Annotated in this window: 12 protein-coding genes; 6 read left to right on the top strand and 6 right to left on the bottom strand. The window is 43.5% G+C overall.

Annotated elements, in window-relative coordinates; genetic code table 11:
- Nucleotides 1-2: 2 nt before the first annotated feature.
- From AB1401_11420 to AB1401_11400, 5 genes are read right to left on the bottom strand one after another with little or no spacing between them, the layout of a single operon-like run.
- On the bottom strand, nt 3-3,395 hold the full coding sequence (locus AB1401_11420; GenBank protein ID MEW6616058.1) for an FAD-dependent oxidoreductase: 3,393 nt from the start codon (nt 3,393-3,395) through the stop codon (nt 3-5).
- Between the two features lie 6 nt (nt 3,396-3,401).
- Nucleotides 3,402-3,959: a 2-oxoacid:acceptor oxidoreductase family protein gene (locus tag AB1401_11415; protein ID MEW6616057.1), complete on the bottom strand. Its 558-nt coding sequence runs from the start codon at nt 3,957-3,959 to the stop codon at nt 3,402-3,404.
- 2 nt (nt 3,960-3,961) lie between these two features.
- Nucleotides 3,962-4,825, bottom strand: a complete 864-nt coding sequence (locus tag AB1401_11410) for a thiamine pyrophosphate-dependent enzyme (protein ID MEW6616056.1) — start codon at nt 4,823-4,825, stop codon at nt 3,962-3,964.
- The gene (locus AB1401_11405; protein MEW6616055.1) at nt 4,822-5,952 is read right to left on the bottom strand and encodes a 2-oxoacid:acceptor oxidoreductase subunit alpha; all 1,131 of its coding nucleotides are present in this window, start codon (nt 5,950-5,952) and stop codon (nt 4,822-4,824) included. The genes AB1401_11410 and AB1401_11405 overlap by 4 nt, the downstream gene beginning before the upstream one ends.
- 14 nt (nt 5,953-5,966) lie before the next feature.
- Nucleotides 5,967-6,227: a 4Fe-4S dicluster domain-containing protein gene (locus AB1401_11400; protein MEW6616054.1), complete on the bottom strand. Its 261-nt coding sequence runs from the start codon at nt 6,225-6,227 to the stop codon at nt 5,967-5,969.
- A gap of 365 nt (nt 6,228-6,592) precedes the next feature.
- Between AB1401_11400 and AB1401_11395 the strand changes: the two genes are divergently transcribed.
- From AB1401_11395 to mdh, 4 genes are all read left to right on the top strand, one after another.
- Nucleotides 6,593-7,810: an MFS transporter gene (locus tag AB1401_11395; GenBank protein MEW6616053.1), complete on the top strand. Its 1,218-nt coding sequence runs from the start codon at nt 6,593-6,595 to the stop codon at nt 7,808-7,810.
- A gap of 138 nt (nt 7,811-7,948) precedes the next feature.
- The gene (locus tag AB1401_11390) at nt 7,949-9,748 is read left to right on the top strand and encodes a cache domain-containing protein (protein MEW6616052.1); all 1,800 of its coding nucleotides are present in this window, start codon (nt 7,949-7,951) and stop codon (nt 9,746-9,748) included.
- A complete protein-coding gene (gene icd, locus AB1401_11385; GenBank protein MEW6616051.1) occupies nt 9,745-10,962 on the top strand; it encodes an isocitrate dehydrogenase (NADP(+)) in 1,218 nt (405 codons plus the stop codon). Before AB1401_11390 ends, icd begins: the two co-directional genes overlap by 4 nt.
- 249 nt (nt 10,963-11,211) lie before the next feature.
- Nucleotides 11,212-12,156, top strand: coding sequence for a malate dehydrogenase (gene mdh, locus AB1401_11380; GenBank protein ID MEW6616050.1), 945 nt, complete (start codon nt 11,212-11,214; stop codon nt 12,154-12,156).
- A gap of 74 nt (nt 12,157-12,230) precedes the next feature.
- On the opposite strand, the gene trmFO is transcribed toward mdh, so the two are convergent.
- Entirely contained in the window at nt 12,231-13,544 is a 1,314-nt protein-coding gene (trmFO, locus tag AB1401_11375; GenBank protein MEW6616049.1) for a methylenetetrahydrofolate--tRNA-(uracil(54)-C(5))-methyltransferase (FADH(2)-oxidizing) TrmFO, read from the bottom strand.
- 338 nt (nt 13,545-13,882) lie between these two features.
- Between trmFO and AB1401_11370 the strand changes: the two genes are divergently transcribed.
- Together AB1401_11370 and AB1401_11365 are read left to right on the top strand one after the other, a co-directional pair.
- Nucleotides 13,883-14,959 carry a DGQHR domain-containing protein gene (locus tag AB1401_11370; GenBank protein ID MEW6616048.1) on the top strand — a complete coding sequence of 359 codons (1,077 nt, stop codon included), beginning with the start codon at nt 13,883-13,885 and terminating at the stop codon, nt 14,957-14,959.
- A gap of 265 nt (nt 14,960-15,224) precedes the next feature.
- Nucleotides 15,225-16,097 (top strand): hypothetical protein, encoded by an 873-nt coding sequence (locus AB1401_11365; protein MEW6616047.1) that lies wholly within the window; start codon nt 15,225-15,227, stop codon nt 16,095-16,097.
- The last annotated feature ends 334 nt before the right edge of the window (nt 16,098-16,431 follow it).

Below are 16,431 nucleotides of genomic sequence, written 5' to 3'. Positions count from 1 at the left end.
TTTCATCTTAACATTACTTCAATCAATTCTTCTATCTGTTTTTCAGACTTGTAAACAGTATCTACTGCCCCTGTAGGGCACACTGAAAGGCAGGTGCCGCAGCCCTGACAATGCATTTCAATAATGCTTGACTTTCTATCCTCTATAGTATCCCCCACCATCTCTATAGCTGCAAAGGGACATGCATCAAGACAGTGACCACAGCCCCGACATCTGTCCTGATCCACTTGTGACACTATGTTTTTAGCCCTGATCTCCGACTTTCGCAAAAGGGCTGCCACTTCTGCTGCTGCAGCGGTTCCAGGCAGCCCTTTTTTATTAAACGAGTTTTTCGGGGGGACCATCATCTTGAAGATGCCAGGGATCCCCGTGCTCCAGGGAGAAAAACTATGAAATCCGGGAAGGGTTCTGCGGGCGAACCCTTTTCTTAATAGATTGCCGGTTAAAGGGACCTTTTTTAATTCAACGCCTGAAAATAGTATAGCCGATACCCTCAGATGGGAGTGATCAGTACCGAGAAATTCAATCCTGAAATTTCCAAGATGACCCTCTAAGGCTTTCATTTGGAGCCCTGGCAAATAAACAATACTCCCTGAATTGATCCTTTCCCAAATATCCTCGGTTATGGAGGCGTAAAGTTTATCTTCTCCAGAAATATTTTTGTCAGGCAGGGGGTCTCTCTCATCTACCAGATAAACCTGGTATCCCATCTTTTCCAGATCGAGTCCTGCTGTTAACCCCTCTGGTGTCACTCCTATTACGGCTACAGTCTTTGTCAGGACTCCGTATTGACCAGGTAGTTTTTCCTGAAATTTTACCCTGGACAGGGCGCATTCTATCATGTTTTTCCCACCTTCAAGTACGCCCTGTAAGTCCATATTGCGCCTGGTAGCCATGAAATTCTTTAAGTTGATCATTTCAAATATAGAGGGATCGAGTCCCTGTTTATTAAAAAGATTTCCCTTGCAGCGCAGACGCTGGTCATTACAGGCAGTACATATCATATCCAGGGTACAGCAGGAACAGGCAGCCAGAACTACCCTGGTAATTCCTTTTCCCTCTATGGTCTCAGCCAGGATTCTTGCACCATCTGGATGGCAGGCTGAGGGTAAAACCTCGCTGTGAACCACCTCATCAAAACCGGCTCCAAATTTTGCCAGCTCCTTCATTACGTCTGGATTGCCCAAACTTTCATTACAGGAACATATAAAGAGCCCGCTTTTTACCCCCTCTTTGTATAAAGAAGGTAGTTTTTTCGAGTCTTTTGGGATTACCTCCATCTGATAAGTCAGAAATGCTGCAGCCCTGCCAGCCAGTGCTGCCCCCAGAAGAAGGGATTCTTCCAGCCTTCTCCCTTCACCGAATTCACTTTCACAAAATATCCTTTCTTCGGGCAAAACCGATACAAATCTTTCCGCCAGAGGTCTGGGAGAGACTACTACCTGAAAACGGTATTCAGTGTGTTTTTTTATCCCTGAATGATTTACAGCCCCTACATTCTGACATACTATTTCACACTGTTTACATTCGCTGCATATCCCGCATTGTAAACAACGCTTTGCTTCCTGGATAGCCTGTTCTTTAGTATAACCAAGCTCTACTTCCCCAAAGTTATCCCTTCTCTCCTTTATTCCTCTAATAGGCATAAGTGGTCTGAAAGCACGGGGGGTATTAGGGTCTACAGGTTCATAGTCTCCCCTTGTTTCATCCTGATCTTCTGTTTCCCGCCAGGGTTTTCCCCTGAGATAGCGATGGATAGCTAACGCCGCTTTTTTCGCGGCCCCCATAGCCTCTACTACAGTAGCCGAACCGGTAACAACGTCCCCTGCAGCAAATACCCCTTCCTGTTCCGTGTGGTAGTCCCGGTTTGTTTTAATAGTACTGTGTCGTGATATCCTTATGGGACTTTCTTCGGGAATAAAAGAGAGTTCAGGTTCCTGCCCAATTGCCACAATTGCAGTATCGGCATCCAATATAAATTCAGAACCTTTTTTGGGGACCGGTCTTCTTCTTCCATCGGGTTCTATTTCCCCAAGGTCCATATGTATGCATTTGACCCCTGTCAGTCGGCCATCTTTCCCAATAAACCTTATGGGTGTCACAAGATAATTGATCTTTATTCCCTCTTCCATAGTCAGCAAGAGTTCATTTCTGTCTCCTGGCATCTCTTCGCTGGTGCGTCGGTAGAGGATATTTACCTCATCGGCTCCCAGACGTAGCACAGTTCTGGCAGATTCCAGAGCAGCATTACCTCCGCCGATTATAACTGCCTTTTTCCCAATAGAGGGCCTTTCACCAAGGTTTATCCTTTTTAAAAAGGGTATAGAATTATAAACACCTGTCAGATCTTCACCACCAAGTCCCAGCTTCTTATTAACATCTGCTCCGGTAGCAATTAAAATTGCCTTAAATCCTTCACCGAAGAGATTACCAATGTTCTTATCTTTGCCGATGGGGCAGTTAGTAATTATCTCTATCCCCATCTCTTTTAAAGTATTAATTTCATTATCCAGAATGGATTGGGGCAAACGATAACCCGCAATAACCGTGCGCAGCATTCCACCTGCCACTGGAAGGGTCTCAAATATGGCGACCTTATATCCCAATCTGGTTAGCTCCCAGGCAGCCATCAGTCCAGCAGGTCCTGAACCGATAATAGCTATTTTTTCCTGATACCTTTCTTTGGGTTCAGGGATACTTGAATCATGGCGCAGGTTCTCCAGTTCATAATCTGCCACAAACCTTTTCAATGAACATATGGCAAGAGGTTCATCTATCTCATTTCTTCGGCACTGACTCTCACAGGGATGATGACATATTCTGCCAAGGATTCCCGCAAGGGGAACCCTTTCTTTTATCAGGTTCAGGGCTTCTCTGAACTCCCCACTGGCGATAAGTGCCACATACCCCTGGATATTGATTCCAAGTGGGCAGGCATTCTGACATGGTGGGTTTTTGCGTTTATCTATAAAAAAGGTTCTGGGGATCCCTCTCTCCGAGATACAATCTACAGCCTTTTTTAAAGATCCGGGCAATTCTACAGGACATATTTCTCTGCAACGGCCGCAAAAGCAACATAGTTCTGTATCTATATAATAGGGTTTATTGCGGATAAATGCAGAGAACCCTTCTTTGGAGTGCCGAATCTCATCAACGACTGATAGTGTGACTATATCAACAAGGGGGTGGTTACGTACCGCCATAAGCAAGGGGTGGATAGCATACCATGATCTGACCCCTGAAGGTAGTATCTCTGTGTCTTCGAGGGATGCCTGTAGTTTTTCTTCCTCTTCTATTAAAAGGACCCTATGCCCGATGGTTGCCAAATCATAGGCAGCCTTAAGAGATTCAATTTTACTCCCTATTATCAGGGCGCCATAGCTTTCTGTGGTCATGTAAATCTACCCCTGCTTCTCTTTGCTTCCATACTCATATCCAGCCTCAAATGCCTCTAAATTTTTCTCTTCAGTTCCCTTTGGAACAGAATCAAGAATCGCCTTCTTCAGAGACTCGGTAGTAACAACATTGGAGAAGGATGCCAGGAATCCCAGCATCACTATATTGGCCATCATTTTATTTCCCATCTTCTCAGCAATACGGTTGGACGGAATGGAGTATGATAGATATCTTTTTTCCACATCCCTTTGCTTCACTAAATCTGAATCTGTTAAAAGTATACCTCCATCCTTAATGGAATCAATATTGCTTTCATAACCTTCCTGTGACATGGCGATTAATATCATGGGCTCATGAACATAAGGATAGGAGATAACAGTATCAGAGACAATTACCTGTGCCGAACAGGCACCTCCTCTGGCTTCAGGTCCATATGATTGCACAAAAGTAGCATTTATTTTGTCATATATAGCCGCTGCCTTACCCAGTATACTGCCATTCAGGACGATGCCCTGTCCTCCGAATCCACTGATAATAATCTCTTGGTAAATCTTTGCGGTCACAGTCATGCCCCTTTCTCTGTTTCAGGAGGGTATATTTTTTCTAATAGCTCAAAGAAGGTCGGTGCTTCCATATCTACAAATTTGCCAACCACAATTTCCTTGGTTATGTCCAGGTTGGCATCCTTGGGATGTATTCCGTTCTTGATTACACTGATTTTGTGAAAATGCTGTATTATATCAAGGGGTGACCCCAGTTTATTTTTTCTGCCAAAAGAGGTAGGACACGATGACACTACCTCGATAAAAGAGAAACCTTTCTTATTAAAAGCCTCCATAATAGAGCTGGTAAGACGTCTTACGTGCAGGGTAGTCCATCTGGAAATGTAAACAGCGCCAGCAGCAGCCGCCATATAGGGCAGGTTAAATGGCTTTTCAAAGTTTCCCTGTGGGGTTGTACTTGTTCTGGAATTAAAGGGGGTGGTAGAGGCTACCTGTCCACCTGTCATCCCATACGTAAAATTATTGACGCATATAACTGTCAAATCAATGTTTCTGCGAGCGGCATGAATAAAATGATTTCCCCCTATGGTAAAGAGGTCTCCATCACCGCTGAAGACAATTATCTTCATTTTGGGTTTGGCTATTTTAAGACCGGTGGCAAAGGGTATTGCCCGTCCATGGGTGGTGTGAAAAGAATCGAGCTTGATATACCCGGCAGCCCTTCCCGTACAACCTATTCCAGATACCATGGCAAAATTGTTATAGTCTATCTTTGATTCATGAATGGCAGTAAGACAGCTTGAAAATACCGTTCCGATATCACAGCCAGGACACCAGATGTGGGGCATCCTGTCCTCTCGCAGGAGAGAACTCAAAGGGTGCCTTCCCGGCATTCCATTCAACTCTTCAGCCCCCTGTTTTTTCATAATTTATCAACCGCCTCAAGGATTTCATTGGGATTAAAAATGGCTCCGCCTGCATGGCTTACCAGAATAGTTTTTGCATGGCCTGCCGAACATCGTTCCACTTCCAGAGATATCTGGCCATAATTTATCTCAGGCACAACAAATCCTTTAACCTGAGAGGCCAATTCTGTAATCTTTTTCTCGGCAAATGGCCATATGGTAGTCAGTTTCAACATTCCGCACTTGATTCCTTTCTCTCTTGCCAGTTCTAAAGCCTTTAGTGCAGGTCGTACCGATATTCCATAGGCAACAATGATTATTTCAGCATCTGCTGTCTCAATTTCCTGATATTCAACTATATCATCCACATTGTTTCGGATCTTATAGACCAGCCTGTCTATCATCTCCTTCTGAACAGGAGCGGTTATAACAGGGTATCCCTTTTTATCGTGTGTTAAGCCTGTAGAGTGTATGTGGTATCCTTCACCGATTCCTACCATAGGAGCGACCATATCTTTATCAGGAAGGTATGGCAGGTATTCTTGCGGAGGGAGCTTCGTTATCCGACGGGGATAGATTTCAATCCGGTTGGGCGGTGGGATAATGACCTTTTCTGCCATATGTCCCACTACCTCATCGGTCATTATCAAAACCGGAAGGCGATATTTTTCGGAGAGATTGAAAGCCTTTATTGTTACATCGAATAGCTCCTGTGGTGAGCTGGCGCTCAGGGCAATTATCTCATAGTGCCCGTGAGAGCCCCATCTGGCCTGCATCATGTCTCCCTGGGCACATAGGGTAGGGAGACCTGTTGATGGTCCTGCCCTTTGAACGTTCACCACAACACAGGGTACCTCCATAACGATACCAAGACCTATATTTTCCATCATGAGGCTAAATCCTGGCCCAGAAGTGGATGTCATGGACTTGAGTCCTCCCCATGATGCTCCCAGCACAGCAGCCATGGAAGCCATCTCATCTTCCATCTGGATATAAACGCCTCCAACCTGGGGTAGCCTTTTTGCCATCCTTTCAGCAATCTCTGTAGCCGGTGTTATAGGATAACCAGCAAAGAATCTGCATCCGCAGGCAATGGCGGCTTCCGCACATGCCTCATCGCCCATAATGAAGTGTTCAGTACCTTTCAAAACCTATATCTCCTTTATTCTTCCAGTTTTTCAACATATATGGCAAACTCCGGGCATATCACCTCACAAAAATTGCAGTTAACGCAATCTTCCGGATTTTTAACATAGGGGGGGTGATAGCCCTTTTTATTAAAATGCTCGGACATCTCCAGGACGTTCCGGGGACAATACTCCACACAGAAGGAACAGCCCTTACAGCGGTCTTCAATAATAGACACCTTACCCCTGGGTATCTTAATATCTTCATAATCCAGTGGTTTCCGCCAATACTTCATATGTATATCCTTATAATTAAGTTCCCACTAAAAATTTTTCTTTGTAAGCACAACCATAGATGAAGCAAACCCAATTTTTATATAACAAGTAATATCAAAATGCAAGGGATAATCTTTTTAGGTTTGGAAAAGGGAGGGGACATGGTACCCCCCCTTTTTCTATAAATCTCTATAAAAAAACTTGATCAAAAGTCTAAAGTGGGACGATATTATTCTGTATCCCTCATTTGTAGAACAACCTGAAAAGATTTGACCCGTTTCCCTTATTCTGTTAGACTTCGAACTTAGATATCCTAACAGAGCAAAAACGAATTAAAGGGTTGCCTGAAAAGTACAATTAGCCGGATGACCAAAGGGATAGCAAAATGAGAAAGACGAAACTTCACTATGGCTGGATTGTTATATTAATGGGACTCTTTACTACCATTGCTGCTCACGGGTTTGGGCGTATGGCCTATACCATTATTTTACCCGCGATGAAGGATGGTCTCAAGTTTGACTATACCCAACTGGGACTCCTGGGTACAGGCAATTTTATTGGTTATCTAGCCATGGCTATTGTCGGTGGGTTTTTGGCAGCCAGGTTTGGGACACGAATTGTGATTACCATTGCACTAATACTGATGGGTTGTACCATGATACTGACTGGCTTTGCCCAATCATTCGGTTTCGCATTTGCCATGCGACTTCTGACCGGCATTGGCAATGGTGCTGCTTATGTTCCGGCTATGGCACTCGGATCAGCCTGGTTTACAATAAAGAGAAGGGGTTTTGCTACAGGGGTTATCTCAGGTGGGATCGGAATAGGCACCCTGATATCTGGCATGGTAGTTCCCCTTATTTTAACTGCATATCGACCTGATGGCTGGCGTTTTTCCTGGTATATCCTGGGCAGTGTCGTGCTATTGCTTTCCGGTGTGGTCTTTCTATTTGTACGCAGTCACCCCGACGAAAAGGGGTTGCCGCCAATTGGTACAGATGAGAAAGGAGGTGTTTCATCTTTTGAGTGGGCAAAGATTTACAAAGTAGGGGCTATCTGGCATCTGGGTATAGTTTACTTCTTTTATGGTTTGTCATACATAATATATATGATTTTCTTTGCTGCCTACCTGGTCAAGGAGATGAGTTTTTCACAGGAATGGGCAGGCACACTATGGGCACTGGTTGGAGGCTTGAGTGTCTTTTGCGGGGTAATATGGGGAAGCATATCAGATTACCTCGGCCGCAATCGTGGAGCAGCCCTGGCATATCTGATTCTTAGTCTTTCCTATATTATCTATGGACTGTTAAAGATCGAAATCGGTTTTTATCTCTCTGCAGTCATGTTTGGGCTTACAGCATGGAGTATTCCAACCATCATGGCTGCGGCTGCAGGTGATTATGTGGGGCCTCGATTAGCACCGGCAGGACTGGGATTCATTACTCTCTTCTTCGGTATTGGACAGGCTCTGGGCCCAGCTCTGGGGGGCTATCTGGCAGATATAACCCATTCTTTTACTATACCCTTCCTGGTAGCCGGAGGCATATCACTAATAGGTATGGTGTTATCTTTTTATCTAAAGAAACCAGCAATTACAGAATAAGGGATTTAAACTACCAACTTTCTTGCAATGCATTTTAATATGTGGTAAGTTAAACATATTGCCAATAATATACCAGTAGGGACGAACGGCCATTCGCCCCTACTTTTGACAATACCTGAGATAATAAGGAAGACTTAAATGACTATTTGGGATAAGAGGAAAATACCTCCAAGATTCAAGATCGAAGATGTAACAGAACCTAATCTGTTCAGAGAAATCTTTCCTTATGACGAAGTATCCAGAATAGAGTTTGACAATAAGATAATACCTATTTGTCCTGTTGAAGATATATTTATTACTGATACGACTTTCCGGGATGGACAGCAGGCAAGACCTCCTTATTCTCCAAAACAGGTTGCAGACCTCTTTGAAATGTTACACAGGCTGGGTGGTCCTAAAGGGATCATACGACAAACAGAGTTCTTCCTGTACAGCAATAGAGACAGAGAAGCTCTAAATAAATGTTTGGAGATGGGGTTTGAATTTCCAGAAATCACAGGATGGATCAGGGCATCTAAGGGAGATTTGGAACTTGTGAAAGAGATGCATCTGAAAGAGACAGGCATATTGACCTCTGTTTCTGATTATCATATATTCCTGAAGTTTAACAAAACCAGAAAAGAGGCAATGGACGATTACCTAAGGGTTGTCTCCAATGCCCTTGATATGGGAATAATACCCAGATGCCATTTTGAGGATATAACCCGGGCAGATGTTTACGGATTTTGTGTCCCGTTTGCGATAGAGCTGATGAAGCTCAGGGAAGAAAGCAAAATAGATATCAAGATAAGACTCTGTGATACCATGGGTTATGGTGTTACCTATCCTGGTGCCGCCTTACCAAGGAGCGTAGACAAACTCGTCCGTGCCATGATTGATGATGCAGGTGTCCCAGGAAGTTTACTGGAATGGCATGGTCATAACGATTTCCACAAGGTACATATTAACGCTACGACCGCATGGTTATACGGATGTTCTGGAGCCAATGGAGCCCTGCTGGGGTTTGGAGAAAGAACAGGGAATCCGCCTATTGAAGGCCTTATAATTGAATATATCGCTTTAAAGGGTCATAATAACGGGATAGACACACCTGTCATTACTGAGATTGCAAAATATCTTGAAAGGGAGACTGGTGTACATATCCCTGCAAACTATCCTTTTGTTGGGTCGGATTTCAATACAACACAAGCTGGAATTCACGCTGATGGAGCCCTAAAAAATGAAGAGATATATAATATATTCGATACTACAAAGATTCTAAACAGACCTCCGGGGATAACAATATCGGATAAATCAGGTACGGCAGGTATTGCTCATTGGATTAACACACATATGAGGCTGAAAGAAGATAACAAGGTTGATAAGCGACATCCGGGGATCGCAAAGATGCATAAATGGGTAATCGGCCAATACGATAATGGAAGGGTTACAAGTATTTCCCATGAAGAGATGGATAAACAGGCTAGAAAATATTTGCCGGAATTCTTCGTCTCTAAATTTGACAGATTGAAGATTAGAGCTCATGAACTCGCTGCCCATTTGATTGAGGATATTATAGAAGCTCCTGAGATGAGATCCATGAGACCTGAGTTACAAGAACCTTTGATGAAAAAGCTGGTAGAGGAAAACCCCTTTATCCAGTTTGTTTATGTAACTGATATGGAGGGGAGAAAGATTACAAGGAATATAACCCAGGTAGTGGACAGAGCAAAATATGAGTCTTTCGGTTTGAACGAGAACTTCTCAAACAGGGAATGGTTTATCGGGCCTTTAAAAGATGGAAAGATATATATAACGGATCTATATAAATCGTATATTACCAGGGCACTCTGTCTTACCGTTTCAGCCCCTATAAGAGATAAAAAGGATAACATAGCGGGGGTACTTGGAGTGGACATAAGGTTTGAAGAACTAACCAAAGTAGAAGATGAGGAATGAAAGGGAGCAGGATTTCAGTAAACCCTGACGGGTCTCTCAAAGTACCGGATGACCCTATAATTCCCTTTATTGAGGGGGATGGAGTTGGGCCTGATATATGGGCTGCTTCTTCAAAGGTACTTGAGGCTGCTGTTGCCAGGGCATATGGAGGGAGGAAAAAGATTCACTGGTATGAGGTCTATGCCGGGGAGAAAGCAAGAGAAGGGTATGGAGAATGGTTGCCGGCAGATACTGTCAGGGCAATCGAAACCCATGTGATAGCCATAAAAGGGCCCCTTACAACCCCTGTCGGTGGTGGTATAAGGAGTATTAATGTTGCACTCAGACAAAAGCTGGACCTCTTTGCCTGTATCAGACCTGTAAGGTATTTCCCTGGCATCCCAAGCCCTGTTAAGCACCCTGAGAAGATAGATATAATTGTGTTCAGGGAAAATACGGAAGATGTTTATTCCGGTATTGAGTGGCAGGTGAATACCCCCGAGTGCAGAAAGGTCATAGATTTCCTTAAGAGGCAAATGAATGTAGAAATCAAAGACGATTCTGGTATCGGCATAAAGCCAATGAGTATATCAGGGACAAAACGGCTGGTGAGGATGGCGATAAGATATGCCATAGGAAACAAGAGAAAAAGCGTTACCCTGGTTCATAAAGGCAATATCATGAAATTCACTGAAGGAGGATTTAAAGACTGGGGTTACGAGGTTGCCAGAGAAGAGTTTGGAGATAAAACCATTACTGAAGACCAGCTATTGGAACATTACCATGGAAAATACCCTCAGGATAAAATAATCATTAAAGACAGGATAGCAGATTCAATGTTTCAACAGGTTTTGATTCGGCCTGAGGAATACGATGTCCTGGCGCTCCCAAACTTAAACGGTGACTATATATCTGACCTCCTCGCTGCCCAGATAGGAGGATTAGGCATCGCACCTGGTGCAAATATAGGGGCTCCTTATGCCCTATTTGAGGCCACACACGGAACAGCCCCCAAGTATGCCGGACAGGACAAGGTTAATCCCACCTCTCTTATTTTATCAGGGGTAATGATGCTGGAGTATATGGGTTGGAAGGAGGCGGCAGACATTGTAGTTAAGGCTTTGGAAAGGACTATTTTAGAGAGAACGGTAACCTATGATCTGGAGAAGTTGATGGAAGGAGCTACAAGGCTTAAGTGCTCTGAATTTGGATCGGCAGTAATAGAAAATATGTAGGAGCAAAAGCAATTTTTAAGGCTTTAAAAAATATCTTTTTAAAACTTACGATCTAAATGAACCTCCCCGCAGCAAGCTGCGGGGTATCCAAAAAATTATACAGAGCATATCGTCATTCCCCGACTTGATCGGGGAATTCAGAAACAAAGAAACTGGATTCTCTGGTCAAGCCAGAGAATGACACAAGGAGACCTTGTAGCAAATTACAGGGAATTATCAAGTTAAACCTGTTAAAGGAGGATTAACAAAATGGCAAGGAAGAAAATAACTATTGTAGGAGCTGGTAATGTGGGTGCAACGGCTGCACATTGGGCAGCCATCAAGGAGTTGGGCGACATCGTTCTTGTGGACATTGTTGAAGGGATGCCCCAGGGAAAGGCTTTGGATCTCATGGAAGCCGCCCCGATGGAAGGATTTGACGCGAATATCATCGGAACGAACGGTTATGAAGAGACAAAAAATTCTGATGTGGTTATCATCACATCGGGTATTGCCCGGAAGCCCGGCATGAGCAGGGAGGATTTGCTGAAAATCAACGCGGACATCATTGGCTCGGTGACAGAGAACGTTGCCAAATACTCACCGAATTGTATCATTATCGTCGTGAGCAATCCCCTGGACACAATGACCTACCTTGCTCTGAAAACCAGCAAGTTCCCGAAGAATAGGGTCATGGGACAGGCAGGCGCTCTCGACTGCACCCGTTTTCAGAGTTTCATCGGCATGGAGTTGAACATTTCCGTAGAAGATATCAGAGTCATGCTGTTGGGCGGCCATGGCGATGATATGGTTCCCCTTCCGAGATATTCTACAATCAATGGCATCCCGATAACCGAATTCCTTTCCAAAGAAAAGATCGACAAACTTGTGGACAGGACGAAGAAAGGAGGTGGGGAAATCGTAGCGCTTCTTAAGACCGGAAGCGCCTTCTATGCACCGTCTCTTGGCGCCGTCACCATGGCCGAAGCCATCCTGAAAGACAAAAGAAGGCTGATTCCGAGCTGTGCATACCTGGAGGGCGAATATGGGCTGAAGGACATCTGCTTCGGCGTTCCCACCATTCTTGGTGCCAACGGCATCGAGAAGATTGTCGAGCTTTCATTAAGTGATGAAGAAAAGGCAGCAGTTAAGAAGTCTGCGGAAAGTGTTGCAAAAACGGTTGCTGAAATGAAGGCTATGAAGGGCATCTCCTGATGTTTAACTAATTTGAATCTATACCCTGAAACAGGCTGTTGTCCAAAAAAGAGTTCCTTGGGCAACAGCCTGTTTTATTTTTCCAGATCCCTTTTCCATTCCTCCAGATCAGCAAGGGCTCTTTCTGCTATCATCCCTCTTCTCAACCCCTTCTTTACCTTTTCTCCAAGAGGCGGTAACAGTCCAAAGTTGATATTCATCGGTTGAAAATCTCTGTCACTTGTTTCGGTGATATAGTTTACAAGTGCACCCATAGTTGTGGTCAGGGGAGGGGAGATTAATGGGAGTTTACAAATCAATCGACTGGCATTGATTCCAGCCAGCAGCCCCATAGCAGAAGACTCTACATATCCCTCTACGCCTGTGATCTGACCGGCAAAAAACACTGATGGTTTCTTTTTTAATTGAAGAGAAGCAGTCAGTAACTTTCTGGAATTGATGAAGGTATTACGATGAAGGCTCCCTAACCGTGCAAATTCTGCCTGTTCCAGCCCGGGTATCATACGGAATATCCTCTTTTGTTCATTCCACTTAAGCTTTGTCTGAAATCCCACCATATTATAAAGGGTTCCGTAACTGTTATCCTGCCTTAGCTGTACCACGGCATAGGGTATCTCACCGGTTCCGGGGTTTATCAAACCAACCGGTTTCATTGGTCCGAAGAGCAATGTATCTTTCCCCCTCTCCATAGCCTGCTCTATGGGCATGCACCCTTCAAAAGGAACCATCTTTTCAAAATCTCTGGTGGGAACCTTCTCCGCTTCCATCAGGGCATCGATGAATTTATAGTATTCCTCTTTTGTCATTGGGCAGTTTATATAGTCATCTCCGCCCTTCCCGTATCTGGAGCTTCTGTAAACGATATCGAAGTTTATAGAATCTGCCTCAACTATGGGGGCTATGGCGTCATAAAAATACAGGCAATCCTCCCCCGTCAGCTTTTTTATCTCATCTCCAAGGGTTTCAGATGTAAGGGGACCTGTTGCAATAATTACAAGGATATCCTCCGGGATTTTAAAAACTTCTTCACGAATAACCTCAACATTATCCATTTTTTCCAAGACCTGGGTGATAAACCTTGAAAACCCCTGTCTGTCTACAGCTAGGGCACTTCCAGCCGGGACACTGGTTTCATCGGCAGCCCTGATAATGAGAGAATCCATCCTCCGCATCTCTTCTTTAAGAAGCCCGGAGGCATTTTCAAGGGAGCTTGAGCGAAGGGAATTACTGCATACAAGCTCACCCAAATCTTCGGAGACATGGGCAGGGGAAAAGACTTTTGGTTTCATTTCATAAAGGATTACATCAACCCCTCTCTTTGCTGCCTGCCATGCAGCCTCGCAGCCTGCCAGCCCGCCGCCGATTATTATTAATTTGTCTGAACTCATAATATGTTTACTATAAACAATAAACCCATCATATCGGTATTCTAATTTGATGGACTCTTTACGAAGCCATCAAGTTTGAAGTCTAACAGAATCATAGAGGGGGGTCAAATCTTTTCAGGTCATTGCCAAATACCATTTTCGGTATTGTTTCAACAATAATAGTTGAATTTCATAGATAGGATTGGCAATACGTTAAGCAAAATAGCGGCTATTTTTATAGATCTTAAAACAAAGATCAAATATTTAAGATCTATTAAAAAAGATCTTGACATTTAGATCTTGTAAACTTATAATTATTTAAACTACATTGTAGCTAAATAACTTTTAGGAGGTAGGAAATGAAAATTCCATGTTTAGCATTTGATCAGGGAGGAACAAAATTTTGGTTGTGTAAAGTTAAATTTAAAGAAATCTTAGGTAAAGCTATAGTCGATCAGCAATCACCTAAAAATCCTGAAGGGTACCAAAGAGAAGCACAAAAAAATAGAGCAAGGAAATTTGGACACTTCATGAGAAAAGGCGGTACTTCTCCAGTTAATTTATTTGTTAATATTCGTGAAAATAACATCTCAGAAGAAGACGGGTATTTAAATGTCCCTGATAATTTAAATTGGTGGATTGTTGATGGCCAACATAGGTTTGAGGGAATGAAAGAGTTAGCGGATGAGTTTCCTATGATTCGGGAAATCGATATCCCCATAGCTTTAATGAATTCTGAAAAAGAGTTTGAAGCAAAACAGTTTTTAATCATTAACAAAATGCAAAAAGGAGTAAAAACTGATTTAGCAGAACGTATTTTTTTGATACTTGAGCAGAAAGAGGGTAGAGAAAATATTGCAACTCAAGACCTCCCAATTGATATGTGGAAAAGCGATGCTGTAAGAATTATAGATTATCTAGCTGATACCCCCGAATCCCCTTTATATCATTTAATAAAACGCCCCGGTGAAAAAGGGTCAATGCCATTAAATCAAGTTTCTGCTACTAGTTCTTTAAAACCTTTAGTGGATGTTTACAAAAGCTATTTAAGAGATGAAAAACAAGCTGCCAAAGGACTGATGAATATGTGGAGTGCGATAAAAACCCTTTGTCCAGAAGCGTTTGTGACTCCAAAAGATTATTTAATATTAAAAACTCCAGGTATTTTTGTACTAAATAAAGTATTTGCAAAGTTATTACCTACACTTTGGGCTGCAAAAAATATTACTGGAGATATGTTTCTAAAGTTATTTTCTCATGAAAATGTATCGGATTATTTTGAGTGCGATTTCTGGCATAAAGATAACTCAGAAAATGGTGCTAGCAGGTATGGTTCATCTCAAAAATCATATGGAATTATTTATGATCTAATTTGGGATTCCTTAAAAAATGTTTTAGATGAAATAATTCCTGAAAAAAATACTATTAACATTTGAACTGAAACAAACTTTATTGCCAGGGATATAAGTACATTTCTAATTGTGGATACCCTGCGAATTCTGCCGCAGGGTATTGATATAATTCTGGGGACACAATACTTAATTAACAAGAGAAAATTAATGTACTTGAGGGGATACTTAGTAGGGCAGTGGTCAAAAAGTAAGTTGATGGAGAGTCTAAGAGAGATGACTGTTCGGTTTAATAAAGTGCATGTCTTTGAAGGTGACTATATTCGGTTTAAACCCTAAAAGGAGGTTGAATATGATTGACCACGGGCTTACGCGTGAGATAAAGGAGTTTGCATTACAACAATTAGGCACGGATCTGGTCGGTGTCGCCAGTGTCGAGAGGTTCGCCGAGGCTCCGGCCGGCCACCGGCCTGAGGAGCTTTTACCCGGAGCCAGAAGCGTCATCGTCATGGCTGGCCGGATGCTTGACTCGACTTTTCTGTCACCCAACCCTAGGGTTTACATCCTGCGCTACAGCCAACTTCGCCTGCATTACCAGGATATCGGATACGAAATGTGTCGTTTCCTTGAAGACAAAGGATACCCAACCATAAACTTTCCCTCTACCGCGCCTCAGGACAGCGGACCGGTCGGCAGGCTCGTCTTTGCCGACTTCTCACACAGGCATGCCGCCGAACTGGCCGGTCTTGGTCAAATAGGCCTCAATCGCCTCTTAATTACTCCCCGGTTTGGCCCTCGAGTCTGGTTAATGTCAGTCATCACCACCGCCGAACTTGCTGCCGACCCCATGGTGTCAGGAGAGGTCTGTCCCGGGAGAGACTGCAATATTTGCATCGAGAAATGTCCCGAGTATGCCCTTTCTTCAGATGGTATGGACGTCAACAAGTGTCTCCAGGGTTATGGCCGGTTTGGGCTTCTTGGTATCATCAGACTCATTCGGGAGGCTATGAAAGAAAAAGACCCTGATAAGCGAGACAAGGTCCTTTTTGGGCCGAAGTTATGGACTCTGTGGATGGTCCTGCAGTACCAGGGCGGCCCATCCATGTGCAACGCGTGTATCTCAGCCTGTCCTGTGGGCTGGAAGGCTGACCATACAGCGCGCATAAGTGTCAGCGCCGAAACCCCGACCGTACCGGTCCATGAGTTCGATCGCGAGAAACAGTAGAATAAAAAATACAAATAGTTAGGAGATAATCAACGGTGAAGGGGAGGGGAGCAGGAGTTGATATGGACGAAGGAATTCTTTTGGTAGCGCAAGGCTGTCGAAAATGATATAATTTTTTGATGATGGGTCAGGCACAATAGACTTATTGGAAGCAGGGAAACTTGATATATAAAACAATCCCTTTTTTATTAATCGTTGGAGTTTTTATTAGGTGATTGTAAAAGATTTGGCACCATAATATAATGGTGTCATGGACATAAAGTCATTCGAACATACCGTAAAGACTGAGAATATAGCTCGGCGGTTTTTAGTAAAGTTGTGTTGGAAAAACTAC

The sequence above is a fragment of the Thermodesulfobacteriota bacterium genome (assembly GCA_040757775.1).
In the GTDB taxonomy this organism is placed as follows: Bacteria; Desulfobacterota; UBA8473; order UBA8473; family UBA8473; genus UBA8473.
Note: the sequence above shows the minus strand (reverse complement) of the source record. Positions and strands in the feature narration are given on the sequence as shown.

Coding starts and splice junctions, on each gene's coding strand:
- AB1401_11420 (MEW6616058.1), bottom strand. CDS start 3,395: ATGACCACAGAAAGCTATGGCGCCCTGATAATAGGGAGTAAAATTGAA.
- AB1401_11410 (MEW6616056.1), bottom strand. CDS start 4,825: ATGAAAAAACAGGGGGCTGAAGAGTTGAATGGAATGCCGGGAAGGCAC.
- AB1401_11400 (MEW6616054.1), bottom strand. CDS start 6,227: ATGAAGTATTGGCGGAAACCACTGGATTATGAAGATATTAAGATACCC.
- AB1401_11395 (MEW6616053.1), top strand. CDS start 6,593: ATGAGAAAGACGAAACTTCACTATGGCTGGATTGTTATATTAATGGGA.
- AB1401_11390 (MEW6616052.1), top strand. CDS start 7,949: ATGACTATTTGGGATAAGAGGAAAATACCTCCAAGATTCAAGATCGAA.
- icd (MEW6616051.1), top strand. CDS start 9,745: ATGAAAGGGAGCAGGATTTCAGTAAACCCTGACGGGTCTCTCAAAGTA.
- mdh (MEW6616050.1), top strand. CDS start 11,212: ATGGCAAGGAAGAAAATAACTATTGTAGGAGCTGGTAATGTGGGTGCA.
- trmFO (MEW6616049.1), bottom strand. CDS start 13,544: ATGAGTTCAGACAAATTAATAATAATCGGCGGCGGGCTGGCAGGCTGC.
- AB1401_11370 (MEW6616048.1), top strand. CDS start 13,883: ATGAAAATTCCATGTTTAGCATTTGATCAGGGAGGAACAAAATTTTGG.
- AB1401_11365 (MEW6616047.1), top strand. CDS start 15,225: ATGATTGACCACGGGCTTACGCGTGAGATAAAGGAGTTTGCATTACAA.